Consider the following 26,035-nt stretch of genomic DNA (forward strand, 5'->3'; position numbering starts at 1 on the left):
ATGCCCACCCGCTGGCACCCGGTCGAAGAGGCCGACGACTCGCTCCTCACCACCGCGTCCCTCTACCTGACGCGCTCCGTCGACGTTCCCTACCCGGCCGAGGAGACCTGGGCGGCCCTGACCGACGACAGCGGCCCGGCGCACTGGACCAAGGGCGTGAAGCGGCTGACCTGGACCTCGCCCCGGCCGTTCGGGGTCGGCACGACCCGGGAGGTGGAGACCCGCGGAGGCTTCGTGCTGCGCGAGCGCTTCTACCGCTGGGACGAGGGACACCGCAAGACGTTCACGGTCGTCGGGAGCACCCACAACGTCTTCAAGCGCCTCGTGGAGGACTACGTCGTGGAGTCCACCCCCGAAGGCTCCCGGCTCACCTGGCAGTGGGCCGGTGACCTGCACCGCCCGTGGTCGTACCTGAAGCCCGTGCTGAAGCGGCTCGTCCTGGAGCCGACGGCCGAGTCCCACATCGGCGGCCTGCCGGCCCACATGGCGGCCAACCGCTGACACCGCCCCGCACGGTCCGGACCACCCCCGGACCACCCCCGGACCGACACCGAACAGAACATCAGCAGGAAGAGGACGCACATGTGTGGGATCGTCGGCTGGATCGCCTTCCAGCGTGACCTGGAGAAGGAACGCCCCACCCTCGACGCGATGACCGCCACCATGGCCTGCCGCGGCCCGGACGCCGGGGGCACCTGGATGTCGCCGCACGCCGCCCTGGGGCACCGCCGGCTGTCGATCATCGACCTGGAGGGCGGTGTCCAGCCGATGACGGCGGACACCCCGGACGGCCCGGTGGTGCTCACGTACAGCGGTGAGGCGTACAACTTCCGGGAGCTGCGCGACGAACTGCGCCGCCGTGGCCACGCGTTCCGCACCTCCAGCGACACCGAGGTCGTCCTGCGCGGCTACCTGGAGTGGGGCGAGGAGGTCGCCGACCGGCTCCTCGGCATGTTCGCGCTGGGCATCTGGGACGGCCGGAAGGACCGCCTGATCCTGCTCCGCGACCAGCTCGGCATCAAGCCGCTGTACGTGTACGAGACCGAGGACGGCGTCCTGTTCGGCTCGGAGGCCAAGGCGATCCTCGCCCATCCGGCCGTGGAGGCCGTCGTGGACCGGGACGGCTTCCGGGAAATGATGGGGTACGTCAAGGAACCGGGCCTGACCCCGTGGAAGGGCATGCGGGAGGTCAGGCCGGGCACCATGCTGATCGTCGACCGGGGCGGGGTGCGCGAGCGGGTCTACTGGCGGCTGGAGGTCGAGGAGCACCAGGACGACAAGGAGACGACGGTACGCCGCATCCGTGAGCTGCTGGAGGACAGCGTCCGGCGGCAGTTGGTCGCGGACGTGCCGCTGTGCCTGCTGCTCTCCGGCGGCCTGGACTCCAGCGCCCTGACGGCTCTGGCCGCCCGCGAACTGGCCGAGGAGGGCCGTCAGGCCAGGACGTTCACGGTCGACTTCGAGGACGCGGACGACTTCCGCGGCGACGAGTTCCGCACCTCGCCGGACGCCCCGTTCGCCCGCGAGGTCGTGGACCACGTCGGCACGCTGCACAGCGACATCCGGCTGGACCACAAGGAGCTGGCCGACCCCGACGTACGCCGGGCCGTGATCACGGCCCAGGATCTTCCGTTCGGCTTCGGCGAGGGCGACAACTCCCTCTACCTGCTGTTCAAGGCGATCCGCGAGCACTCGACGGTGGCCCTGTCCGGCGAGTCCGCCGACGAGACGTTCGGCGGCTACCCGTGGTTCCACATACCCGCGGTGCAGCAGACCGCGATGTTCCCCTGGCTGACGGCCGCCCAGCCCGTCAAGATGTACGACCGGGAGCTGGCGTTCGACACCCTGGACCTGCCCGGCTTCTGGGCGCAGCGCTGGTCCGACACGGTCGCGCGGGTGCCGTCCCTGCCCGGCGAGGACGCGCACGAGCGCCGGATGCGCGAGTTCTGCTACGTCCACGTGACCAACTGGCTCGGCACGCTGCTGGACCGCAAGGACCGGATCAGCATGGCGGCCGGACTGGAGGTGCGGGTGCCGATCTGCGACCACCGGCTGGTGCAGTACGTCTTCAACACGCCGTGGTCGATGAAGACGTTCGACGGCCGGGAGAAGAGCCTGCTGCGCGCCGCCGTGCGCGACACGCTGCCGGCGTCGGTGGCGGACCGGGTCAAGGCGAGTTACCCGCTGACCCAGGAGCTGAGCTACCTGGGGGAGGTGCAGCGCCAGGCCGGCCAGTTGATGTCGGACGACCACCGCGCGGTGGAGTTCTTCGACCGGGCGACGCTCACCGAGGCCGTGCACGGAAAGCCGGAGGTCATGACGCGTGTCGGGCGCGACACGATCGAGCGGGTCCTCGACCTGGCGGTCTGGCTGGACCTCTACCGCCCCACCCTCAAGCTGTCCTGACCACCCCGCGGCCCCGGCCGTGCCCACCCCGCGGCGGGCCCGGCCGGGGCCGCGGACGTGCCCTCACGACCCGGCCTCACGCCTCGGCGAGGGCGAGCAGGCTCGCCTGGACCTCGTCGGCCAGCTCACGCATGAACGGCCGGCTGAAGCAGGCGGTGTAGTGCGGGAACTCGATGGCGAGACGGCCGTCGAACGTCGTGATGCAGGCCAGCATCGGGCTGCGGCCGGCCTGCGGGAAGTAGTGCTCGCGGGCGGGCGTGAGCCGTACGTCGGTGACGCGCGTGCCCTCCGGGAGGCGCGGGCCGGACACGGCCCCCAGGTTGGTGACGATGACCGTGCCGAGGTGGAGTGCCGGATGCCGCGGGGCGGACGGCATGATCCGCATCTCCCGGAAGTGGTCGCCGCGGTCGAGGAAGTCCCGCATGCCGTCGCCGACCTCACGCGCCAGCTCCAGTACGTCGCTCTCCTTGCCGACGGGCAGGACCTGCACGTTCATGGTGACCGCGGGGACCATGCGGGCGGCGGGCACCGGCGGCGACAGCCGCGAGCGCAGATCGACCGGTGACGTGCAGCCCAGGAGGCGCGGGTCCGTGCCGTCCATGCGGCGGCGGGCGGCGAGCAGCAGGGCGGCGCTGATCAGGGCGTGCACGGACAGTCCTGCCGTGCGGGCCCGCTCGCGCAGTCCGGTGGTCGCTCCGGAGTCGAGCACCAGCCGCTGGAACTCCAGGCGGTAGGGCTCCTCGGGCGCTTCCTCCGTCGCCTTCACGTCGTACTGGACGAGTTCGACCGGGTGGCTGCCGATCCTCTCCACGCGCTGTTGCAGGTGCTTCGCCGTGTCGGCCAGGTCCGAGGGGGGCAGCAGCGCGCTGACGGGCTCGGCGAGTCCGGCCACGGGCCGGGGCGGGGCCTCGGTGCCGTCGACGATGTCCCGGTAGCGGTCCCAGAGGGTGTTGAGCAGGGCGATCCCGCTGTGTCCGTCGGTGATGACGTGGTCGATGCTCAGGACCAGGGTGTGCCGCTCCTCGCCGGGGCCGGTGCCGGGGTCGGTCACCAGGACCGCCCGGGTCAGCGGACCGCCCACCGTCAGCGGGGTGTTGAGCTCCTCGAGAAACGCCTCCTCGCCCCCGGCGCGGGTCCGCAGCCGGGGCCGCTCGGCCTCCGGGAGGGATTCGAGGGCGTGGCCGTCGCCGTCCGGGACGATGCGCGTCAGGAGCTGCGGCTGCTCCGCCGTGACCGCCTCGAACGCCGCGGACAGCGCCGCCGGGTCGACGGGGCCGTCCAGGACGCAGGAGAGGACCGCCCTGCTTCGCTGGGCGACGTAAAGGTTTTCCACGGGGCACAGTGCGCGTCGCATGCAAACAGCCTTTCTCACTGACGAATTCGCCTGCTCGAATTCTCCGGCTCACATTCTCCGGTCCGAACTCTCCGGCTCGTACTTTCCGCGGATCCTCACACCGGCGCCTCGAGGGGAAGTCGAGCGCGCCTCAAGGGGTCGGCGAGCGGGGGCACTTCCCACCGGGTGGAGAACACCCAGGTGGAGGCGGGTGAGACGTTGCCTCGAGTCTGGTTCGCGTGTCGCTTGAGCCGCCCTGGAGTGCCTTGACTAGCCCGCCGCGGGTCGAGCAATGTGAGGCGACGCAAGGCGATTTCCGCCTGCCCTGATTCCCTGTTCGACAGCATTCAGCGGGTGATTGGTGTGCAATCCCGCTCGTCATCGAGGGTTGGTTCCATGGCAGTCCAGCAGCACGAACATCGCCCGCTGTCGGGAGCCCAGGAAGGTCTGTGGTTCGCCGGACGTCTGGCGGCGCACGCCGCCGCCTACAACACCGGTGAGTACGTGGAGATCCACGGCCCGGTCGACACCGGCCTGTTCGAGACCGCGCTGCGCCGTACGGTCGGTGAGGCCGACACCTTCGCGCTGCGTTTCGTGGAGACCCCGGACGGACCCCGCTGCGTGGTGGCCGACGACCCGGACGCCTGGCCGCTGCACCGCGTCGACGTCGCCGCCGAGCCCGATCCGCAGGCCGCTGCGCGGGACTGGATCCGGCGGGACCTGGCGACGCCGACCGACCTCGTCGCGGGGCCGCTGTTCTCGCACGCGCTGATCACGCTGGGGCCGGACCGGTTCGTCTGGTTCCTGCGGGCCCATCACATCCTGCTGGACGGTTACAGCTACAAGCTGGTGGCCCGCCGGCTCGCCGACACGTACACCGCTCTCGCCGCCGGGCGCGAGCCGGAGCCCGCCGGCTTCGAGCCGGTCGCCCGGCTCCAGGCCGAGGAAGCCGCCTACGCGGCCTCCGAGCGTCACGACCGGGACCGCGCGTACTGGGCGTCCCGGCTGGCCGCGCTGCCCGACCCGGTCCGGCTCACCGAGCGCACGGCCCCGCCCGAGGCGCCCTTCCTGCGCCGCACCCACGACCTCACGCCCGCCGAGAACGAGGCGCTGGGCGCGGCGGCCGTCCGCCTCGGGGTCTCCCCCACCGACCTGCTGGTGGGCGCCGTCACCGCGTATCTGCACCGGATGACCGGCGCCGACGACATGGTCCTGGGCCTGTCCACGATGAGCCGGCTCGGCTCGGCCGCGCTGCGCACGCCGGGCACCGCCTCCGACATCCTGCCGCTGCGCGTCACCGCCTCGCCGACCGCGCCGGTGGGCGACCTCGTGCGGTCCGTGGCCGAGGAGTTGCGGTCGCTGCGCCGGCACCAGCAGTACCGGGGCGAGTCGGTGCGCCGCGACCTGGGCCTCATGGGCGCGGGGCGCGGCGTGCACGGGCCGGTGGTCAACGTCGTCCCGTTCGCCGAGGACCTGACGTTCGCCGGGCATCCCACGACCTCCCACCACCTCTCCGGCGGCGCGGTCGAGGATCTCCAGATCAGCGTGCGCCCGGGAGCCGAGGCCGGTGGCCGGTGGCTGGCGTTCGACGCCAACCCGGCGGTGTACGAGCAGGCCGAACTGGACACCCACCTGCGGCGGTTCCTCCATCTGCTGGACCAACTCGTCGCCGGAGACGGGCAGTCGGCGCTCGCCGACGTGTCCATGCTGCTGCCGGGCGAGGAGCCGCGGACCCGGCCCCTGCGCACCTACACCGTCACGGGCACCCTCACCGGGCGCTTCGAGGAGCAGGCGGCCCGCGTTCCGCACGCCGTCGCGGTGACCTGCGAGGGTGAGCATCTCGGTTACGCCGAACTCAACGCGGACGCCAACCGGTTGGCGCGGCTGCTCGTCGAGCGCGGTGCGGGACCGGGCACGGCGGTCGCGCTCGCGCTGCCTCGCGGGGCGCGTCTGATCGTGGCGCTGCTCGCGGTGCTGAAGACGGGTGCCGCGTATCTGCCGCTGGACACCGGGCACCCGGCCGAGCGGCTGCGGCTCGTCACCGAGGACGTGCCGCCGGCCGTGCTCGTCACCGACGCCGGCACCGCGGGGGCGCTTCCCGCGATACCGGCGCCGACCGTCGTCCTGGGCGACCCGGAGACCGACGCGGATCTCGCCGCCCGCCCGCCCGGCGACCTCACCGACGCGGACCGCACCGGTCCCACGGGCCCGGACGACCTCGCTTACATCATCCACACCTCCGGTTCCACCGGCCGCCCCAAGGGCGTCCCCATTCCGCACTCCAACGTGCTGCGGCTGTTCGAAGCCTCCGACGAGCACTACGACTTCGGCGCGGACGACGTGTGGTCGCTCTTCCACTCGTACGCCTTCGACGTCTCCGTCTGGGAGATCTGGGGTGCGCTGCTGTACGGCGGCCGGCTCGTCGTCGTGCCGTCCGCGGTGACCCGCTCGCCGCGCGACTTCCTGCGGCTGCTGCGGGAGGAGCGCGTCACGGTGCTCAGTCAGACGCCGTCCGCGTTCGAGCATCTGATGCGGTCGGATCTGGACGGCGAGCGCGCCGAGACGGCCCTGCGGTACGTCGTGTTCGCCGGTGAGGCGCTGCGGATGGAGCGGCTGCGGCCGTGGGCCGACCGGTACGGGCTGGACGCGCCGGCGCTGATCAACATGTACGGCATCACCGAGACGACCGTCCACTCCACCTTCCAGCGGGTGACCCGGGCCCACCTGGACGATCCGCGGCACGCCAGCGTGATCGGCGTCGCGCTGGACGATCTGTGCATCCACCTGCTCGACCAGTCGCTGCGGCCGGTTCCGCCCGGGGTGACCGGCGAGATCCATGTGTCGGGGGCGGGTCTGGCGCCCGGCTACCACGCACGGCCCGAGCTGACGGCCGAGCGGTTCGTCCAGGACCCGTTCGGTCCGCCCGGCACGGCGATGTACCGCTCCGGCGACCTCGCCCGGCGCAGGGCCGACGGGACGCTGGAGTACATAGGGCGCGCCGACCAGCAGGTGAAGATCCGCGGGTTCCGTATCGAGCCCGGCGAGATCCAGGCCGTGCTCGCCGAGTACGCGGAGGTCGCCTCGGCGGCGGTCGTCGCACGGCGGACCGCGGGCGGCGACCCGCAGCTCGTCGCGTACGCCGTGCCGGCGGCGGGACACCGCCCGGACCCGGCCGAGCTGCGCGCCCGCCTGGCCGAGCAGTTGCCCGCGCACCTGGTCCCGGCGGCCTGTGTGCTGATCGACACGCTGCCGCTGACCGCGAACGGCAAGCTCGACGTGCGGGCCCTGCCCGAGCCGGACTTCACCGACGCCGCGACGGGGCAGCGCCCGACGACGCCCGAACAGGCGCTGGTCTGCCGCCTGTTCGCCGAGGTGCTGGGGCTGCCCGGGGACTCCGTGGGCGTAAGCGCCGACTTCTTCGACCTGGGCGGGCACTCGCTGCTGGCGGTGACGCTGCTGGCCAGGCTGCGGGCCGAGGCGGGCCGGGACATCCCGATGACGGTGCTCTTCGACACGCCGACGCCCGCGGCCCTGGCGCTCCGGCTGACGCAGGAGTCCGCCTCGGCTCTGCGGCTGCCCCCGCTGGTGGCGGCGGCGCGTCCCGAGCGGGTGCCGCTGTCGTTCGCGCAGGAGCGGATGTGGTTCCTCAACCGGCTGGACGGGGCCGCGGCGACGTACAACATCCCGCTGGCCGTCCCGCTGGAGCACGACCTCGACGAGGAGGCGCTGCGCGCGGCGCTCGCCGATGTCGTGGACCGGCACGAGAGCCTGCGCACGGTGTTCGCGGACGACGGGGACGGCGCGCACCAGCGGATCCTGCCGCCCGGGACGCTGCGTCCGCAGCTGCTGGTCGTGGACTGCCCGGACGAGGAGGTGGACGCGCAGGCCGCCGTGGCGGGCCGGCACCGCTTCGACCTGACGCGGGAGAGCGCCCTGTGGGCCGCGCTCGTCGGCGCCGGGGCGCGCCGCACGCTGCTGCTCGTCCTGCACCACAGCGCCGCCGACGGCTGGTCGCTGCGGCCCCTGGCGGAGGATCTGAGCGCCGCCTACGAGGCCCGCCGGGAGGGCCGGGCACCGCTCGACGAGCCGCTGCCGGTGCAGTACGCCGACTACGCGCTGTGGCAGCGCGCCGTCCTGGCCCCCGCGCCCGAGGGGCCCGGCCGGCTGGAGCAGTTGACCGGTTTCTGGCGCGAGGCTCTCGCGGGGCTGCCCGAGGAGAGCGCCCTGCCCGCCGACCGGGCCCGGCCCGCCGTGTCCGGCGGCGCCGGCGCGAGTGTGTCGGCGACCGTGGACGCGGCGCTGCACGAGCGGCTGGAGCGGCTGGCGGACGCCGAGGGCGCGAGCCTGTTCATGGTCCTGCACACCGCCGTGGCCGCGCTGCTGTCCCGCTGGGGCGCCGGCACCGACCTGGCGATCGGCACACCGGTGGCCGCACGCTCCGAGGCCGCGCTGGACGACGTCATCGGGCTGGTCACCAACACGCTCGTGCTGCGCACCGACGCCTCGGACGATCCCGCTTTCCGTGAACTGCTCGCGCGAAACCGCCGGTTCGACCTCGCGGCCCTGGACCACCAGGACCTGCCGTTCGACCTGCTCGTGGACGCCCTCAACCCGCCCCGGCACCCGGCCCGCCATCCGCTGTTCCAGGTCATGCTGGCCCTGCAGAACAACGAACCGGCGGTGCTGCGGCTCGACGGCCGGCGCACCCCGCTGCGGCCCACGGCCACCGGCACCGCCAAGTTCGACCTCTTCGTGGACGTCATGGTCCGGCGGGACGAGCAGGGTACGTCCGACGGCCTGGACCTCCATGTCGAGTACGCCACCGACCTGTTCGCCCCGCAGACCGCCGTCCGCTTCACCGAGTCGCTGTCCGCCGTCCTCGGCGCCGTGTGCGCGGATCCGGCGCTGCGCGTGAGCGAGCTGCCCGCACGCGGGCCGCTGCCGCAGAGCCTGGCCGGTGACCCGGCCGCCGCGGCGCTGGAGGTCGCCGGTGTGCGCGACGCGGTCGCGCCGGCGCCCCGCGAGGGCTCCGCCGCGCCTGCTCTGTACGTGGTGCCCGGGCGGGCCACCGCGCCCGGCCAGGTGGAGCGGTCCCTCGACGCCCCGCACGTCATCGCCGTGAACGGGCTGCCGCGCACCGCGCAGGGCGCCCTGGACGTCGACGCGCTGCGCGCGCTGCCCGCCGTCGACGCCGCCGCCGCGGCCCGCTGGGAGCGGGAGCTGGCCCAGCTCCCCGGAGTCCGCGAGGCGCGGGTCGAACTGGAGGACATGCCCGAGGAGTTGGGCCGGATCCACCCCGGGCCGCCACGGCCGGAGAACCGGCCGGAGACCTCTTCCGGCCCCGGGTCCGGGTCACGGCCTGGCCGCGTCCCCGCTCTCAGCGAGGGCCCGGCCCTGCCCGAACCGTCCGTCCCGAGCTGGGCGGCGGCCCTCACCCGCGCGGCGGCCAAGCCGCACGGCGAGATCGTGCACGTACGCGCCGACGGCACCGAGACCCGCCGCGGCTACGCCTCGCTCGTCCAGGAGGCCTCCCGGGTGCTGGCCGCGCTGCGGCAGAAGGGGCTGCGGCCGGGCGATCAGGTCGTCCTCCAGTGCTCGGACACGGAGGACTTCGTGGCCGTGCTGTGGGGCTGCGTCCTCGGCGGGTTCGTGGCCGTGCCGCTGACCGTGCCCGCCTCCTACGCCACCCCCTCGGCCGCGGTCACCAAGCTGGAGGGCATCTGGCGGATGCTGGACCGGCCGTGGATCGTCGCCTCGCCGTCGGACGCGCCCGGACTGCGGGAGCTCGCCGAGCGCGACGGCTGGCCGGGGCTGCGGCTGACCACCGCCGACGCGCTGCGCGAGGCGCCCGAGGACCGCGACTGGCACGAGGCGGCGCCGGACGACCTGATCCTGATGCTGATGACCTCGGGCAGCACCGGCCTGCCCAAGGCCGTGCGGATCACCCACCGGGGCGCGCTGACCCGCTCGGCGGCCACCGAGGCGATGAACGGCCTGGGCGAGCACGACGTCAGCCTCAACTGGATCCCGCTGGACCATGTGACCGGCGTGGTGATGTTCCACCTGCGGGACGTGTACCTCGGCTGCCGCCAGGTCCACGCGCCGACCGCGTGGATCCTCCAGGACCCGCTGCGCTGGGCCGACCTCGCCGACCGGCACCGCGTCAGCGTCACCTGGGCGCCGAACTTCGCCTTCGGGCTCTTCGCCGAGCAGGCGCACCGTTTCGGGGGCCGGACCTGGGACCTGTCGCCGATGCGGCTGGTGATGAACGCCGGCGAGGTCGTCGTGGCCTCCGCCGCGCGCCGCTTCCTGCACGTCCTGCGTCCGTTCGGGATGCCGCAGGACGTGATGCACCCCGGCTGGGGCATGTCCGAGACCTGTTCGGTGGTCACCGACAGTGTGCTGCCCGCCGAGCCGCCGGGCCACGACGAGTCGTTCGTCAGCTGCGGGCTGCCGTATCCCGGGTTCGCCATGCGGATCGTCGACGGCGAGGACACCGTCCTGGCCGAGGGCGACGTCGGCCGGCTCCAGGTGCGCGGGACCTCGGTCACCCGGGGCTACCACGACAACGCGAAGGCGAACGCGGAGTCGTTCGCGGCGGACGGCTGGTTCGACACCGGCGACCTGGCCTTCCTGCGCGGCGGTGAGCTGTACATCACCGGCCGGGCCAAGGACGTCATCATCGTCAACGGCGTCAACCACTTCAGTCACGAGATCGAGTCCTGCGTCGAGGAACTCCCCTGCGTGGTACGGAGTTTCACGGCCGCCGTCGCGGTCCGCTCCGATCCGTCCGCGAGCACCGACGAACTCGTCCTCTACTTCCACCTCGCCGAGGGCCACGACCTCGCCGCCGCCCTGCGCGAGATCGGCGGCAAGGTGACCCGGGAGATCGGCGTGAGCCCGGCCTTCCTCGTCCCCGTCGGCCCCGGGGACATCCCGAAGACCGAGATCGGGAAGATCCAGCGCACCAAGCTCCGCAAGAGTTTCGAGGCAGGGGACTTCGACGAGGCGGTGCGCGGGGCCCAACTGCTGCTCGGCGGCGCGGCCACCCTGCCGGACTGGTTCCTGCGGCCGGTGTGGCAGCGGGCCGACGCCCTGCGCCCGCCGCTCAGCGCGGCGGGGCGGCACGTCCTCGTGCTGGCCGGGCGCGAACCCGAGGCCGCCGCACGCGTGGCCGGCCGGCTGCGCGCAGGGGGCGGGCTGTGCACGGTGGTCACCGAGGGGCCGGCGTACGAGCGGATCGACGCCGCCGCCTACCGGGTACGGCCCACCGAAATGGGCGACTTCGCAGCCGTGCTGGAACGGCTCGACGCCGACGGGCGCGAGGTCGACGCCGTACTCCGGCTCGGCTCGGCCGACGGCGCCGACCCCGCCGAGTCCCTGCTCGCCTTCGTCCGCGCGCTGATCGTCCGCCATGATCCGAAGCGCCCGCTGCCCCTGCTGTACGCCACGGCCGGCGCGCACGCCGTCACGCCGCACGACCGGGCGCGCTGCGACCACGCCACGTCCGTGGGGCTGCTCAAGTCCCTGCGCGAGGAGCAGCCCTGGCTGCGGGGCGTCCATGTCGACGTGGCCCCGGACTGGGACGTGGACGCGCTGCTCGGCGAGCTGACGGCCGCGCCCGGGGAGGCCGAGGTCGCCCACCGCGACGGCCACCGGTACGTACGCCGCCTGGCGCCGCTGCCCGACCCGCCGCCGCGCACCCTGCCGTCCACCGCCGGATTCCACCTGGTCAGCGGCGGCCTCGGCGGGGTGGGCGTCGAGATCGCCGAGCATCTGCTCCAGACGCCCGGTACGAGGCTGCTGCTGCTCGGCCGCGGTGAGCCCGGCGACGAGGCGGCGCGGCTCGCCCGGCTCGGGGACGTGCGCTGGGCGCGGGCCGACGTCACCGACACCGCGCAGGTGCGGGCCGCCGTACGCGAGGCGGGCGAGGCGTGGGGCGTGCCCCTGACCTCGGTGCTGCATCTGGCCGGCGCCTTCGACGAGCGGCCGGTGAGCGAGCTCGACACGAAGAGCTGGCGCACCGCTCTGGACGCGAAGGTGCGGGGCGCCTGGGCGCTGCACGAGATCGCGGTGGAGCACCCGGTCGACTCCTTCGTCACCTTCTCCTCCGTCAACGGCTACTTCGGCGGCGCGCTGAACTCCGCGTACTCGGCCGCCAACGCGTTCCTGGACGCGCTGGCCGTGCACCGCCGTCACCTGGGGCTGCCCGGGCAGAGCCTGGCCTGGAGCATGTGGCGCGAGCGGGGCATGAGCCGCGGCTACGGGCTCACCTCGCTGACCGAGGCCCGGGGCTACCGGGTCCTCGACCCGGCCATGGCGGTGCGCTCGTTCGACTTCGCGCGCTCCCTGGACGAGCCGCACGTCCTGATCGGCGCCGACCGTACGGCGCCGTGGGTGCGCAGTCACGTCGTGGGCCCGGTACGGCAGGTGCGGCGGCTCGCGGCGCGGGTCGCCCTCGACGAGGGCACCGACCTCGGCGCGCTGCATCGCGAGGCGGCCCGCAGCGCGGTGGGCGACGCGTGGGTGCTGCGGTCGGCCGGCACGGCCGCCGACCGGCCCGAGGCCGCGGAGGCCGGCGAGGAGTCGCGCCGTCTGGAGACCAGGCTCGCCGCGCTCTGGTGCGCGGTGCTGGGCCGGGACCGGGTCGGCCGGGACGACAACTTCTTCGGCCTGGGCGGCAATTCGCTGCTCCTGGTCGGCGCGCAGGCGGCGATCAACAAGGAACTGGGCTGCGAGCTGAGCGTGGTGGACCTGTTCGCGCATCCGACGGTGCGGGCGCTCGCCCGCCACCTGGCCGAGAGCGGAGCCGGCGCCACCGAGGTAGAGGCGGCACCCGAGCCCGGCCGGCCCACCGGCCTGGACCGGGCCAGGCAGCAGGCGCAGCGGCAGCGGGCGGCCCGCGGCGCCCGGCGCTCCGTACGGGACCGGAAGGACCGAACCGATGGCTGAGCCCACCACCGAGCCGGACGAGGAGCTGCCCGCCGTCGCCGTGATCGGCATGGCGGCGCGCTTCCCGGGCGCGGACGACGTCGACGCGTTCTGGGAGAACCTGGCCGCGGGCCGGGAGGCGGTGCGTCCGGTCACCGACGAGGAGTTCCTCGCGGCGGGCGGCGACCCGGCGGACCTCGACGACCCGACCCTGATCCGGATGGCGTCCGTGGTCGAGGGCATCGACCTCTTCGACGCGGACTTCTTCGGCATGAGCCCCGCCGAGGCGGCCGTCGTCGACCCGCAGCAGCGGCTGCTGCTGGAGCTGGCGTACCACGCGCTGGAGGACGCGGGGCAGGTGGGCGAGGCGCAGGAGACCACCACCGGCGTCTACGCGGGCGCCGGCGACAGCCGCTACTACCCGGCGCACGTCCATCCCCGGTTCGCCGGTCAGCCGGGGTCGGTGGCGCTGGTGCACGCGGCCACGGCCAACTCGCTCGGCACGCTGGCCACCCGGGTCTCCTACGAACTCGGGCTCACCGGGCCGAGTCTGTCGCTGCAGACGGCGTGCTCCACGGCGCTGGTGGCGCTGCACACCGCGTGCCAGGACCTGCTGGACCACCGCGTCGACCTGGCGCTCGCCGGGGCGGTGTCCCTGAACCCCTCGGCGGTTCTCGGCTACCGGCACGTGCCGGACGGGCCGTTCTCGCCGGACGGGCGCTGCCGGGCCTTCTCGGCGGACGCGGCCGGCACCTCCTCGGGCAACGGGGGCGGGGTGGTCGTACTGAAGCGGCTGGAGGACGCGCTCGCCGACGGTGACCGGATCCGGGCCGTGGTGCGGGGCTCGGCGGTCAACAACGACGGGCGCCGCAAGGTCGGGTTCACCGCGCCCAGCGGGCCCGGCCAGACCGAGGTGATCCTCGCCGCGCAGGCGCAGGCCGACATCGACGCCGGCACGATCGGGCTGGTCGAGGCGCACGGCACCGCCACCCGGATCGGCGATCCGATCGAGGTGGCGGCGCTGACCGAGGCGTTCCGGCAGAGCACGGACCGGCGCGGGTTCTGCGCGCTGGGCTCGGTGAAGACCAACATCGGGCATCTCGGCGCGGCGGCCGGCATGGCCGGCCTCGTCAAGGCCGTACTCGCCCTCGAACACCGGCGGATACCACCCAGCCTGCACTTCGGCACGCCGAATCCGCTGATCGACTTCGCGTCCGGTCCGTTCCGGGTGCCGACCGCGCTGGAGGAGTGGCCCGACCCCGGCCATCCGCGCCGGGCGGCGGTCGGCGCCCTGGGCGTCGGCGGCACCAACGCCCACGTCATCGTCGAGGAGGCGCCGGCCGCCTCACCGGAGGCGTCCCGGCCGGCCGGGACGTCCCGGCGGCACGTCCTGCCGCTGTCCGCGCGCACGGCGGGCGCGCTGCGCGGCCAGGCCGAGGCGCTGGCCCGCCATCTGGAACGCCGGCCCGAGCTGCGGCTCGACGACGTCGCGCACTCCCTGCGCACCGGACGCCCGGCCCTGCGCCACCGGCTCTCCGTCAGCGCCACGACGCCCGCCGAGGCCGTGGCCGCGCTGCGCACCCCGCAGCCGCCGGTGGGTCCGGTGCCCGACGATCCGCCGCGGGTGGCGTTCCTGCTGCCCGGCGGCGGCACCCAGTACCCCGGCATGGGCGCCGAGCTGTACCGGGACGACGACGTCTACCGCGACGCCGTGGACCGGTGCGCGGGCATCCTGCGGCCGGTCGTCGGCGGCGATCTGCGGACCGCGCTGTTCGGCGAGGGGGCCGCGCCGGGCAGCATCGAGTCCTTCCTCGCGCTGGTCGTCACCGAGTACGCGCTGGCCACGACGCTGATCGAGCGGGGCGTGCGCCCCGACGCGCTGATCGGGCACTCGCTCGGCGAGTACACGGCGGCCTGTCTGGCCGGGGTGATGGAGCTCGACGAGATGCTGCCGGTGGTCGCCGAGCGCCTGCGGCTCATCGCCTCCCGGCGCGGGGCGACCGTCGGCGTCGCCGCCGCCGCCGACGCCGTCGCGCCGCTGCTCGGCCCGGACCTGTCACTGGCGGCCGTGAACGGCCCGGCGGCCTGCACGGTCGCCGGACAGGACGACGCGGTGGCCCGGTTCGAGGCCGAACTCACCCGCCGGGACGTGCCGTTCCGCCGGCTGCGGATGCCCGCCGCCGCCCACTCCCACGTCCTCGACCCGATCCTCGAGACCTTCGCCGGTCATCTGCGCACCCTGCGGCTGCGCGCGCCCCGGATCCCGTACGTCACCAATGTCACCGGCGCCTGGATCACCGACGCGCAGGCGACGGACGTACGGCACTGGGTCGACCACACGCGGCGCACCGTGCGGTTCGCCGACGGCGTGCGGACGCTGTGGGCGGCCGGCCGGCCGGTGCTGGTGGAGATCGGGCCCGGGGACAGCATGACCAAGCTGGCCCGGGCCGTGCTGGAGCACGAGGACCCGGTGACGGTCACGACCATGCGGCACGCCAAGGCCGACCTGCCCGACGGCTTCGTCTTCGCGGGCGCGCTCGGCAGGCTGTGGGCCGCCGGTGTCGACTCGGCGCTGCCCCACGCCACCGGTCCCACCGGGCCGGCGCGCCGGGTGCCGCTGCCCGGGTACGCCTTCGACCGGCGGCGGCACTGGATCGACGCCCCGGGCGCGCACACCGGGCCGGGGGCGGCCGGGCAGGAGCGGGCCGTGGCCGCGGGCGGCGGGCGGACGCCCCGTCCGCTGCTGACCACCGAGCACGTGGCGCCGCGCACGGAGCGGGAGCGGGCGGTGGCCGAGGTGTGGGAGGAACAGTTGGGCATCGACGGCGTCGGCGTCCACGACAACTTCTTCGACCTCGGCGGCGACTCGATGCGGGCCGTGCTCCTCGCGGGCCGCCTGCGTTCGACGGGTGTCCTGGACGTGCCCGGCGGCTCGCTGCTGACCGCTCCCACGGTCGCCGGCCTGCTGGAATGGGCCGACGAGCAGGCCGACGGGCGCAAGGGCCCGTCCCCGGCCGCGCTCGGCCCCCTGCTGCCGCTGCGCCGCGAGGGCGCCGAGACGCCCCTGTTCTGCGTCCACCCCGGCGCGGGCGTCGCCTGGCGCTACACCGGGCTGCTTCCCCATCTCGGCCCGGACCAGCCGGTGTTCGGCATCCAGGCGCACGGCCTCGACGGCACCCGCCCGCCCGCACCGGACGCCGCGTCCATGGTGGCGTCGTACGTGGACCTCGTGCGCGAGGTCCAGCCCAGCGGCCCGTACCGGCTGCTGGGCTGGTCCTACGGCGGTTTCGTCGCGCACGCCATGGCCTGCGCGCTCCAGGAGCGGGGCGAGCAGGTCGAGTTGCTGGCCATGCTGGACGCCCCGCAGCCCCTCGGCACGTGCTACAGCCCACAGGAGGTCGAACGGCAGGTGGCCGGGCTGCTGACGCGGGTGGCGGGGCTGCCGGCCGACGCGGACACGGCGGTCCCGGACGTCGACGGCGTGCTGGCGCGCATCGGCGAGGATCCGGCCGACGGCGACACGACGGCTCCGGTGACGCGCGCCGAGGCCGCGGCGATCGCCGACGTGATGCGCAACAACCTGCGCATCGCACCGCAGTTCGCTCCGGGCGTCCTCCGCGGCGAGGTGCTGTTCTTCACCGCCGCCGAGGACGCCGGCACGGACGGCGCCGATTCCGCGCTCGCCGCCGGAAAGGCGGACGCGTGGCGGCCGTACGTCGCCGGACCGCTGACCGATCACCGCGTGCCGTGCGGCCACTACGAGATGACCGAACCCGCTCCCATGGCCATGATCGGCGCCGTGCTCGCCAAGGCGCTGAACCCCACTTCCAGGAACAGGAGACGACCGTGACAGGCACCGTGACAGGCACCGTGACAGGCACCGGACGACAGCAGGGCAGGACCGCGCTGGTCACCGGAGGCAGCCGCGGCATCGGGCGGGCCGTCAGCATGCGGCTGGCGAGCGAGGGCGCGCTGGTCGCCGTCCACTACGGGCACGACGAGGCGGCGGCGGACCGTACGGTCAAGGAGATCGAGACGGACGGCGGCCGGGCGTTCGCGATCCACGCGGAACTGGGCGTCCCCGGTGACGCGACCACCCTGTGGTCCGCGTTCGACCGCGGACTCGCCGCGTACGCCCCGGATGCCGGGCCGGGCCTGGACATCCTGGTCAACAACGCCGGGATCACCCTTCCTCGGACGATCGGGCAGGTCACCGAGGAGGACTACGACCGCGTCTTCGCCGTCAACACCAAGGCCCCGTTCTTCATCCTCCAGCAGGGCATCGGCCGGCTGCGGGACGGGGGCCGGATCATCACCGTCTCGTCGGGGGCCACGCGCTTCGCGTTCCCGGGGATCATCGCGTACTGCATGACCAAGGCGGCCCTGGACCACGTGACGCTGTCCCTCGCCGTCGAGCTCGCCCCGCGGAACATCACGGTGAACTCGGTCGCCCCCGGCTTCACCGACACCGAGATCAACCCGACCCTGCAGAATCCGCAGATCCGGCAGGCGCTGTCCGCGTACTCGCCGTTCGACCGGCTCGGCGAGCCGGCGGACATCGCCGACGTGGTCGCCTTCGTCGCGAGCGAGGACGCCCGCTGGATGACCGGCCAGTGGCTCGCCGCGACCGGCGGCGTCCACCTCGGCCTGTAGGCCGGCCGGTTCGCGCATCCCCCAGCCCGTTCCACGAGGACGGCGGTTCCGAGGTTCCAAGGAGCACTTCATGAACGACGACGCGGGCGCGGTGGCTTCCCGGGAGATCTCGGCCTTCGCCGCCGAGGAGGAGCGGCGCGTCCTGAACCTGCGGCCGGTCCTCGCGCCGGTGCACGGGAAGTACGGCGACCATCCCCACCAGACCTACGACGCCTGGCCCGCCGAGGATCCGGGGGCACCGCTGGTGCTGTTGCTGCACGGCGGGTACTGGCGCTACGACCGGATGCACCTGACGCCGTTCGCCGCCTGGCTGGCGGCACAGGGCTTCTCCGTGCTGCTGCCGGGCTTCCGCCGGTCCGGGGGCGCCGGCGGTTATCCGGAGACCTTCGACGACGTCGCCCGGATCGTGGACACGCTGCCCGAGGGCCGGCCGTACGTCCTGGCCGGCCACTGCTCCGGCGGCCATCTCGCCCTGTGGTGCGCGGCCCGCGCCCTCCTGCCCGCCGACTCGCCCTGGCACACGGCGTCCCTCCCGCCCGCCGTGCTCGCCCTCGCCCCGCTGACCGACCTCGAGGCCACCCGCCGAGGCCGGCTCAGCAACGACGCGGCGCTCCAACTCCTCGGCGGATCTGGCCTGTTCGAGGAGCGGCTGCCGTACGCCGACCCGCTGACCCTGCTGACGGGAGCGGGCACGACGGGCGTACGAACGGTGCTGCTGCACGGCGCGGTGGACGAGGAGGTCCCCCTGTCCCAGTTCACGGACTACGCGGCGGTCCACGCCGACCTGGAGACGGTCGTCCTGCCCGGCACCGGCCACTACACGCTCATCGAGCCCGGCGCACCCGGCGCGCTCGCGGTCGCCGACACCATCCGCCGCCTGGCCACGGCCACGACCGCCGGTCGGACACCGCCGTCCGTGCTGTAGTTCCGCTCCACCTCGTCTCAAGCCCGGCCCGAAAAACTCTCGGTGTGGCCGTCAGCCGACTCAGGTCAGCCAGCCCTGGTCGTAGGCGATCCGGACCGCGTCGAGACGGTTGCGCGCGCCGAGCTTGGTGACGACGGTGGTCAGGTAGTTGCGCACGGTCCCCTTGGACAGGCACAGGTTGTTCGCTATCTCGCAGACGTCGGCGCCTCGGGCCGCCTGCCGCAGAACCTCCGTCTCCCGGACGGACAGGAGGTTCTCCTGGCAGTTCCAGGCGTCCAGCAGCAGTTCGGGGTCGATGGCGCGCTGACCGGCGGCGACCGCCCGCACCGACTTGGCGAGCTGGCTCGGCGGGGCGCCCTTGAGGAGGAACCCCGGCACCTGGGCGGCCAGCGCCCGCCGCAGCAGGCCCGGGGCGCTGAAGGAGGTCAGGATCAGGGTGCGGCAGCCCGGGAGCTTCTGGTGGAGTTCCGCCGCCGCGGTGAGCCCGTCCGTGCCGGGGAGCTCGATGTCGAGCACCGCGACGTCGGGCCGGGTCTCGAGAGCGGTCGGGACGATGTCGTCCCCCCGGCTCACCGAGGCCACGACGGTCAGATCCGCTTCCAGCTCCAGCAGGGCGATCAGCGCCCCGCGGACCATATGGACATCCTCGGCGAGCAGGATTCTGGTGTGCATGGTCCTTTACTTTCGCTCTGTGCGTTCCGGCTCCGCGCCGGTGCGATTTCCCTGACCCCCGTTGCTTCGGCGGTGGCCGCCTGACCGTTCGAAGGACACAGTGGCACCTCCGCGACGAGACGGAAGCGACCGTCCTCCAGGACGCCCGCCTCCGTCCGGCCGCCGAGCGCCGCCAGGCGGGTGCCGAGATTGGCCAGTCCGTGGCCGCCGGGGAGTCCGGCGGCGGACGGGACGACCCCGTCGTTCACCATGACGAGCCGCACGGCGACGCCGGACACGGTGAGCGTGATGTGGCAGTTCCTGGCCCTGCTGTGCTTGAGGACGTTGGTGGTTCCCTCCCTCAGCACGATCGCCAGGACGGCGTCGAGCGCCGGGTCCAGCCGGTCGTGGTCGGTCATCATGGTCACGCCCACGTCGGCCGTGGTCAGGACCGACCGCACCGCGTCCTGCTCGGCCGCGAACGACATGGGGTACCGGTAGCCCTTGGCCACCGCGCGCAGGTCGGTGAGCGCCTGGCGCGAGATCTCCAGCATCGCCGCGATCTCCTGACGGGCGCGCCACTCCTCCGCCGGAACCAGCCGATGGGCCAGCTCCCCCTTCAGGATCATGGCGGAGAGGCTGCCCCCCAACAGGTCGTGGAGGTCCCGCGAGAGGCGCAGCCGCTCACGTGTCACCGCCGCCCTGGCCAGTTCGCCCCGTTCGGCCTGCACCTCGACGACGCGATCGGCGAGTCTGCTGAACCCCCAGATCATCCACCCCGCCAGCACCGTGTCCACGGCGTACGAGACAGCCGTGAGGAACGGCGCCTCCGCCCAGGCGATGCCCAGCGCGCTGGCGACGACCAGAGTCCAGACGAGCCAGGCCCAGCGCATGTCGACCAGCAGGACCGAAGCGGCCAGTGGCCCCGCCATCCGGACCCAGGGGGTGCCGTAACAGAGGATGGGCAGATAGGTCAGCGCGGCCTGCGCGCAGAGGAACGCCAGCAGCCGGCCGTTCGTCCGCAGCCGCGCCCCCACCTTCACGACAGCCGTCTGGGCGGCGAACGCGAGCGCGAAAAGCACTAAGAGCGCGAGGACGGGCGCGGGGCGGGTCTGCTCGGCCAGCGCGTCGAACAGGCACCGCGAGGCGATCAGCGCGAGCGGGACGACGCTGATGATCCGGGTCAGCCAGTACGTGGGAATCGCCTGGTCCGGCAGCCGGCCCAGACGGCCCAGACGGTCCCGCCACCACTCCCCGAGCGCTCCGGGGGGCGTCTTACGCAAGGTCCCGACGCGCCTTGCACTGCCCCGGGCGGCACCCACGATTCCGTCTCCTCACGAGCACCGGCCGTTCGCGGTGCGGCAGTGGCCCGACCTCAAACGTGCCGCGCGATGCGGGAGTTCCCCGTCCCCATGACTGACCGAACGTCAAAATTACCGTCGCCCTCCGAATGTCGCATTCATGCCACACGGTTGCCATTTCCGATCGCCCGGGGACGGCCGCGTCGACGACGGTCGACCACGGGTGGATTTTCGCGAGGAAATGAAATAATTAGGGCAAAACAAAAACGCGGAGAAGTCATGGCATTCCGCACGCCACACGAGGTCCGCGCCCCACGGGCCCCGCCGGCGACCCCCCGGGCGGTGAATAACGGCCCCCGATTCCGCGACGTGCCGCGCGGAGATAATTCCGGCGTGGAACTAACGGGGGTGACGAGTGGGGGGAGGCGCATGGATCCATGATGGCTTCCTTTGAAGCCTCTATGCAAGATCTTGAAACTTAAAAGTCAGGCTCCAAGTATACGCGGACAGGATGCCCAACAGGTGGACTCCGCCCACTGGTTGGCCGCCGAGCCGCCCCGGGGCCGCTTGAGCTGTGACGTGACATATTCATGTCCAGACTCGTGAATGGGGCACTGGGCCGCACGGCCACGACCCTGCAAGTCTTCGAGCACGTTCCGCAAGACAGCAGAGGACTCGGATGATGGACATCACCGTTCTCGGGCCGTTCACAGCCGCCTACCGGCAGTCGTCGTTCGTCCCCAGTGCCACCAAGCCCCGTCAGGTCCTGGCGCTGTTGGCGCTGCAGGCCGACCACGTCGTCACCGTGCCGACCCTGATGGAGGAGATCTGGGGCGAGGAATTGCCCCGCAGCGCCGCCACCACACTGCAGACCTACATCCTGCAGTTGCGCCGCAAGCTCTCCGCGGCCCTGGAGTGCGACGGCGTGGACGCGAAGGACGTCCTGGTGACACGGCACGGCGGGTATCTCCTGCGGGCCCAGCCCGGATGGGTGGACGCGCAGGAGTTCGAGAAGCTGGCCGCCTCGGGCGGCAGAGCTCTGGAGGCGGGTGACGACCGCACGGCCTCCGGAGTCCTCGGCCAGGCCCTCGGGCTCTGGTTCGGGCCCGCCCTGGTGGATGTGAAGGTGGGCCGGGTGCTGGAGCTGGACGTCATCCGGCTGGAGGAGAAGCGGATGGCCGTCCTGGAGCAGCGGATCGACGCGGACCTCAGGCTGGGCTGCCATGGCGAACTGGTCCCGGAACTCTCCGTGTTGGCCGCCCGGCACCCCATGCACGAGACGTTCTGCGCGCAGCTCATGACGGCGCTGTACCGGTCCGGCGGCACGTGGCGGGCCCTGGAGGTCTACCAGCGGTTGCGTTCGGCCATGGTGAAGGAACTGGGCCTGGAACCCTCGGAGCGGCTGAAGCGGCTGCACCAGACGGTGCTTTCCGGCGAGGAGATTCCCGACCACCGCCGCTCGGCCATGTCCCACGCTCGCGCCATGGCCCGGCCGGCCGCCGCCTGAGGGCCGGTCCCGGCCGGCGCCGTGTCGCGCCGGCCCGGCAGGTCGCCACCCCCATGGGCGATCTGCCGGGCGAAGGACTCACCGCCCGGCAGCCACGGGCCGGCCCGCGCAGTCGTCCCCTTCCCCTTCCCCCGCGGGTGGAGCGAGCCGGGCGAGCCGGGCCGCCAGGGCCGTCCGGAACTCCGGCTCGTCGAGGAAGAAGTGGCCCGCGCGCACCGGCGTCAGGTCGAAGGGCCGTGAGGTCTGCTCGGCCCAGGCCGCCATGCCCGCCGGATCGGTCAGCCTGTCCTGGAGTCCCACGAAGGCGGCGATCGGCACGTCCAGCGGCTCGCGGTGCGTGTGCGCGTAGGTCTCGACCATCCGCAGGTCGGCGCGGAGCGACGGCAGGAACACCTGGAGCACCGCCGGCTGCGCGAGCAGGGCCTGCGGGATGCCGCCCATCCGGCTCACCCCGGCCGTGAACGACGGATCCGCGAGCGCGTGGAGCGGCTCGTGGGACAGCGGCCACACGGGGCTGTTGCGCGCGGAGACGAGCAGCAGTTCGGGCGGTGTGCCCAGCTGCCGCAGCCGCCGCGTGGTCTCGTAGCCGACGAGCGCGCCGAAACTGTGGCCGAACAGGGCGAAGGGCCGCCCCCGGCCGTCGCCCTCCCCCGTCGGATCCGGCAGACCCGTGAGATCCGGCGACTCCGGCAGCCCCGGCAGACCCATCAGACGGATCACCTCGGTCACCACCTGCCCCATCTCCCGCAGCGGGCGCTCGCGCAACCGCCGTCCGTGGCCTGGCAGTTCCAGCGGGACCACCCGCACTCCCGGCGGCACCGCGGTCGCCAGGCCGGCGTACGGCTGTGCGCTGCCGCCGGCGTGCGGCAGGCAGTAGAGGGTCAGCCAGGTCTCGGGGGCGGAGACCCGCGTCATGGTGCGTCTCCCTTCCGGCGGCACGGGGAAGGCCCGTGCCGCGTCGATCGTCAGTGGGTCCGGCCTCGGTGGGGCCGGGTCAGCCGTAACGGTAGAACCCTCGCCCCGTCTTCTTGCCCAGGACCCCGCCTTCGACCATGCGGGTCAGCACCGGCGGCGGGGCGTAGAGCGGCTCCTTGAACTCGTCGTAGAGGGCTTCGGCCACCGAGTGCAGGACGTCCAGGCCGATCAGGTCGGCGAGCCTGAGCGGGCCCACGGGGTGGGAGCAGCCCAGCACCATGCCGCGGTCGACGGTCTCGGCGGACGCGACGCCCGACTCGACCATCCGCATGGCGGCCAGCAGATACGGCACCAGCAGCGCGTTCACCACGAACCCGGTGCGGTCCACCGACCGGACGGCCTGCTTGCCGAGGCCCACGGTGACGAACTCCTCGGCCCGGGTCAGCACCGACTCGTCCGTGTGCAGGGAGGGGATGAGCTCGACGAGCGGGATGCGCTGCGCCGGGCTGAAGAAGTGCATGCCCAGGACCTGCCCGGGCCGGCCGGTCGCGCTCGCCATGGCCGTGATGGACAGGGAGGAGGTGTTGGAGGCCAGGATCGCCGCCGGATCCTCCAGCGTCTTGTCGAGCTGGGCGAACAGTTCGACCTTGGCGGCCTTGTCCTCGGCGATGCTCTCGATCACCAGGTGACGGTCCGCCAGGTCGATCAGGTCGGTGGTGAAGGAGATCCGGCTCAGCGCCGCGTCCCGCTCGGCCGCGCCGATCCGCTCCGCGCGCACCGCCCGGTCGAGGGAGCTGAAGACCCGGTCGCGCCCGGCCACGAGCGAGCGCGGCGAGGAGACAGCCACCCGGACGTCGTACCCGGCCAGCGCCGACAGTTCGGCGATGCCCGAGCCCATCAGCCCGCAGCCGACGACCCCGACCCGCTCCACTCCGCCGGCCGCTTCCTCGCGGTGTGACGTCGCGTTCATGCGGCGACCCCCCAGCGCAGGTAGGCGGCCGCCATCGACATGCCGCCGCCGAAGCTGCCCAGCATGACCAGGTCGCCGGGGCGCAGGTGTCCGGCGCGGGCGGCGTCGTCCAGGGTGACCGCGACCGAGGCGCTCCCGGTGTTGCCGTAGCGCTCCAGGGTGCGGTGGGTGTGCGCGTGCGCCAGGCCGCTGACCTCGACGAGCTGGGAGAGCAGTACGCCGTTGGGCTGGTGCGGGACGAAGTGCCGCACCTCGCTGAGCGGCAGGCCCGTCCGGTCGGCCAGGCTCTGGGCGAAGGGCGGGAAGTTCTCCATCACGAAGTCCCGCACGCCCCGCCCGTCCATGCGGAAGAAGTGGTCACCGCGGGCGAGGGTCCCGGCGGACGCCGGGAGCCGGCTGCCGCCCGCGTCCACCCGGATGAGCCGCTGGGCATCGCCGCGGCTGGCGAGTTCGAAGTCGACGAACCCGGACCCGTCCTCCGTCCGGCCGACGAGCGCGGCCCCGGCGCCGTCGCCGAGCAGCACCGCCGTACGGCGGTCGGAGAAGTCCAGGGACCGGGAGTACAGGTCGGCGGCGACCACGAGGGCGAGGCTCTCCGGCCGCTGGGCGACCAGGGCGCGGGCGAGCGCGAGGGCGTAGACGAAGCCGCTGCACACCACGTTGATGTCGAAGCAGGCGGCGCGCGTGGCGCCCAGGACGTGCTGGACGAGGTTGGCGGTGGGAGGCTGCGGCGAGTCCCCCGTCGAGGTGGAGACGATCAGGTAGTCGACGTCCTCGGCCCGCACGCCGGCGCGCTCCAGGGCCTCGGCCGCCGCGTGGGCGGCGAGGTCGGACGTGGCTTCGTGGGGTGCCGCGTAGCGCCGGCTCCTGATCTGCGTCTTGCGCTCGATCCATTCGGCTTCCACCCCAACACGTTCGGCGACCTCGGCGTTGCTCACCTCCTGCTTCGGGAAATACGAACTCGTACTCAGGATTCCTATGGTGTGGGGAACCATGGGGCAGTGTCTCCTCGGGACGGGATTCCGGGACCGTTTCGATTCCGGGTCAGGCCGGACTCCCGGTGGGGGCGGAAGTCCGGGTGGAAGTCGGGGCGGGATTCCGCAAGGGGTTGAGCCGGTTCTCCCCGATCCTCACCCGCAGTTCGGGATCGGTGACGCCCAGTCCCTCTTTCGGGGCGAGGCAGAGCACTCCGACCTTTCCGACGTGCCGGTTCTGCTGCACCAGGCGTATCGCCGTGGCGGCTTCCTCGAGCGGATGGACGTCGGACAGTGCCGGAACGAGTTTTCCGAGGGTGAACAGCCGGTTGCACTCCGCCATCTCCTGCAGGTTCGCGGCATGGCTGCCGACAATGCGCTTGAGATTCATCCACAGATAGCGGTTGTCGTACTCGTGCTGATAGCCGGTGCTCGATCCGCAGGTGACGACCGTGCCCCCGCGCCGGACCACGAAGACCGAGATGCCGAACGTCGCCCGGCCGACGAAGTCGAAGACGACGTGGGGATCCTCGCCGGTCTCCCGGCGGATGATCCGGCCCAGCCGCTTGCCCAGGGCGATCGGGTCGTCGGGCGTGGTGTCGCCGTCCAGGCCGATCTCCGCCCGGTTGATCACCACGTCGCAGCCGAGGTCCCGCACCAGCTGCGCCTTCTCCTCCGAGCCGACCACGCCGACCGGGATGCCGCCCGCGTTCTTGACCAGTTGGACGGCGTAGGCGCCGAGGCCGCCGGCCGCGCCCCAGATCAGGACGATGTCGCCGAGCTTGATCCGGGCCGCCCGGTCGCTGATCAGCATCCGGTAGGCGGTGCCCGCCGTCAGCAGGTTGACGGCCGCCTCCTCCCAGGTCAGATGGGCCGGCTTGGGCAGGAGCTGGCTCGCCCGGACCACCGAGTAGTGCGCCAGCCCGCCGAAGTTGGTCTCGAAGCCCCAGGCGCGCTGCCCGTTGCCGAGCACGCCGTCGGAGTGGGTCATCGGCTCGTGGTCGTCGACCTGCACGGGGCTGACCACGACGTGGTCGCCGACCTGCCAGCGGCGGATGCCGGAGCCCACGCGGACGATGACGCCGGCGGCGTCCGACCCGATGACGTGGTAGGGCTGGTCGTGCCGGGCGGAGAAGCCGCCCTCCCTGCCGAAGCGTTCCAGGAAGTCGAAGGTCGGGAGCGGCTCGAACATGGCCGACCAGACGCTGTTGTAATTCACGGAACTGGCCATCACGGCCACCAGCACCTCGTCCGGGGCCAGTTCCGGCATGGGCACCATACCGACGTGGACCGATTTCCGGACGTCCTTGTCCTCGACCCCCGCGAAAATACCCACGTCCTCCTTGCGGAGGTGGGCGGCAAGGTATTCGTCCGGGACTTTCTCCTGCTTCAGTTCTTCCGGGTCCGCGCCGGCCAGTACCGCCTCGGTCAGGGAAAACATGGAAATTCCTCCGATGCGACTCAGAACA

Annotated in this window: 14 protein-coding genes; 7 read left to right on the forward strand and 7 right to left on the reverse strand. The window is 73.1% G+C overall.

Going from position 1 to position 26,035, the window contains the following annotated elements; genetic code table 11:
* Both OG352_RS12150 and asnB read left to right on the forward strand, forming a co-directional pair.
* Window positions 1-501, forward strand: coding sequence for an SRPBCC family protein (locus OG352_RS12150; protein ID WP_329216670.1), 501 nt, complete (start codon window positions 1-3; stop codon window positions 499-501).
* A gap of 81 nt (window positions 502-582) precedes the next feature.
* Window positions 583-2,406: an asparagine synthase (glutamine-hydrolyzing) gene (gene asnB, locus OG352_RS12155; protein ID WP_329216671.1), complete on the forward strand. Its 1,824-nt coding sequence runs from the start codon at window positions 583-585 to the stop codon at window positions 2,404-2,406.
* Between the two features lie 76 nt (window positions 2,407-2,482).
* Here the strand turns inward: asnB and OG352_RS12160 are convergent, their stop codons facing one another.
* Window positions 2,483-3,739, reverse strand: a complete 1,257-nt coding sequence (locus tag OG352_RS12160; protein ID WP_443072218.1) for a phthiocerol/phthiodiolone dimycocerosyl transferase family protein — start codon at window positions 3,737-3,739, stop codon at window positions 2,483-2,485.
* Window positions 3,740-4,135: 396 nt separating this feature from the next.
* On the opposite strand from OG352_RS12160, the gene OG352_RS12165 reads away from it, so the two are divergent.
* The 4 genes from OG352_RS12165 to OG352_RS12180 all read left to right on the forward strand — a co-directional run bounded on the left by OG352_RS12165 (window position 4,136) and on the right by OG352_RS12180 (window position 18,248).
* Window positions 4,136-12,691 (forward strand): non-ribosomal peptide synthetase, encoded by an 8,556-nt coding sequence (locus OG352_RS12165; RefSeq protein WP_329216673.1) that lies wholly within the window; start codon window positions 4,136-4,138, stop codon window positions 12,689-12,691.
* Window positions 12,684-16,520, forward strand: a complete 3,837-nt coding sequence (locus OG352_RS12170; protein ID WP_329216675.1) for a type I polyketide synthase — start codon at window positions 12,684-12,686, stop codon at window positions 16,518-16,520. Before OG352_RS12165 ends, OG352_RS12170 begins: the two co-directional genes overlap by 8 nt.
* Before the next feature lie 20 nt (window positions 16,521-16,540).
* Complete coding sequence (locus tag OG352_RS12175) at window positions 16,541-17,323, forward strand: SDR family oxidoreductase (protein ID WP_329223795.1); 783 nt, start codon at window positions 16,541-16,543, stop codon at window positions 17,321-17,323.
* Between the two features lie 91 nt (window positions 17,324-17,414).
* Window positions 17,415-18,248 carry an alpha/beta hydrolase family protein gene (locus OG352_RS12180; RefSeq protein WP_329223796.1) on the forward strand — a complete coding sequence of 278 codons (834 nt, stop codon included), beginning with the start codon at window positions 17,415-17,417 and terminating at the stop codon, window positions 18,246-18,248.
* Between the two features lie 60 nt (window positions 18,249-18,308).
* On the opposite strand, the gene OG352_RS12185 is transcribed toward OG352_RS12180, so the two are convergent.
* Complete coding sequence (locus tag OG352_RS12185; RefSeq protein WP_329216676.1) at window positions 18,309-18,920, reverse strand: response regulator transcription factor; 612 nt, start codon at window positions 18,918-18,920, stop codon at window positions 18,309-18,311.
* A complete protein-coding gene (locus OG352_RS12190; RefSeq protein WP_329216677.1) occupies window positions 18,866-20,182 on the reverse strand; it encodes a sensor histidine kinase in 1,317 nt (438 codons plus the stop codon). Before OG352_RS12190 ends, OG352_RS12185 begins: the two co-directional genes overlap by 55 nt.
* A gap of 700 nt (window positions 20,183-20,882) precedes the next feature.
* On the opposite strand from OG352_RS12190, the gene OG352_RS12195 reads away from it, so the two are divergent.
* Window positions 20,883-21,707 (forward strand): AfsR/SARP family transcriptional regulator, encoded by an 825-nt coding sequence (locus tag OG352_RS12195; RefSeq protein ID WP_329216678.1) that lies wholly within the window; start codon window positions 20,883-20,885, stop codon window positions 21,705-21,707.
* Between the two features lie 78 nt (window positions 21,708-21,785).
* Here the strand turns inward: OG352_RS12195 and OG352_RS12200 are convergent, their stop codons facing one another.
* From OG352_RS12200 to ccrA, 4 genes are all read right to left on the reverse strand, one after another.
* Window positions 21,786-22,622, reverse strand: coding sequence for a thioesterase II family protein (locus tag OG352_RS12200; protein ID WP_329216679.1), 837 nt, complete (start codon window positions 22,620-22,622; stop codon window positions 21,786-21,788).
* A 79-nt stretch (window positions 22,623-22,701) separates the two neighbouring features.
* Window positions 22,702-23,592, reverse strand: coding sequence for a 3-hydroxybutyryl-CoA dehydrogenase (locus OG352_RS12205; RefSeq protein WP_329216680.1), 891 nt, complete (start codon window positions 23,590-23,592; stop codon window positions 22,702-22,704).
* Complete coding sequence (locus OG352_RS12210; RefSeq protein ID WP_329216681.1) at window positions 23,589-24,587, reverse strand: 3-oxoacyl-ACP synthase III family protein; 999 nt, start codon at window positions 24,585-24,587, stop codon at window positions 23,589-23,591. Before OG352_RS12210 ends, OG352_RS12205 begins: the two co-directional genes overlap by 4 nt.
* A gap of 49 nt (window positions 24,588-24,636) precedes the next feature.
* Window positions 24,637-26,007 (reverse strand): crotonyl-CoA carboxylase/reductase, encoded by a 1,371-nt coding sequence (gene ccrA, locus OG352_RS12215; protein WP_329216682.1) that lies wholly within the window; start codon window positions 26,005-26,007, stop codon window positions 24,637-24,639.
* Window positions 26,008-26,035 lie beyond the last annotated feature (28 nt).

This window comes from Streptomyces sp. NBC_01485 (assembly GCF_036227125.1).
Taxonomy (GTDB): Bacteria; Actinomycetota; Actinomycetes; order Streptomycetales; family Streptomycetaceae; genus Streptomyces.

Coding starts and splice junctions, on each gene's coding strand:
- OG352_RS12150 (WP_329216670.1), top strand. CDS start 1: ATGCCCACCCGCTGGCACCCGGTCGAAGAGGCCGACGACTCGCTCCTC.
- OG352_RS12200 (WP_329216679.1), bottom strand. CDS start 22,622: ATGACGCGGGTCTCCGCCCCCGAGACCTGGCTGACCCTCTACTGCCTG.
- OG352_RS12170 (WP_329216675.1), top strand. CDS start 12,684: ATGGCTGAGCCCACCACCGAGCCGGACGAGGAGCTGCCCGCCGTCGCC.
- OG352_RS12165 (WP_329216673.1), top strand. CDS start 4,136: ATGGCAGTCCAGCAGCACGAACATCGCCCGCTGTCGGGAGCCCAGGAA.
- ccrA (WP_329216682.1), bottom strand. CDS start 26,007: ATGTTTTCCCTGACCGAGGCGGTACTGGCCGGCGCGGACCCGGAAGAA.
- OG352_RS12210 (WP_329216681.1), bottom strand. CDS start 24,587: ATGGTTCCCCACACCATAGGAATCCTGAGTACGAGTTCGTATTTCCCG.
- OG352_RS12195 (WP_329216678.1), top strand. CDS start 20,883: ATGGACATCACCGTTCTCGGGCCGTTCACAGCCGCCTACCGGCAGTCG.
- asnB (WP_329216671.1), top strand. CDS start 583: ATGTGTGGGATCGTCGGCTGGATCGCCTTCCAGCGTGACCTGGAGAAG.
- OG352_RS12205 (WP_329216680.1), bottom strand. CDS start 23,592: ATGAACGCGACGTCACACCGCGAGGAAGCGGCCGGCGGAGTGGAGCGG.
- OG352_RS12185 (WP_329216676.1), bottom strand. CDS start 18,920: ATGCACACCAGAATCCTGCTCGCCGAGGATGTCCATATGGTCCGCGGG.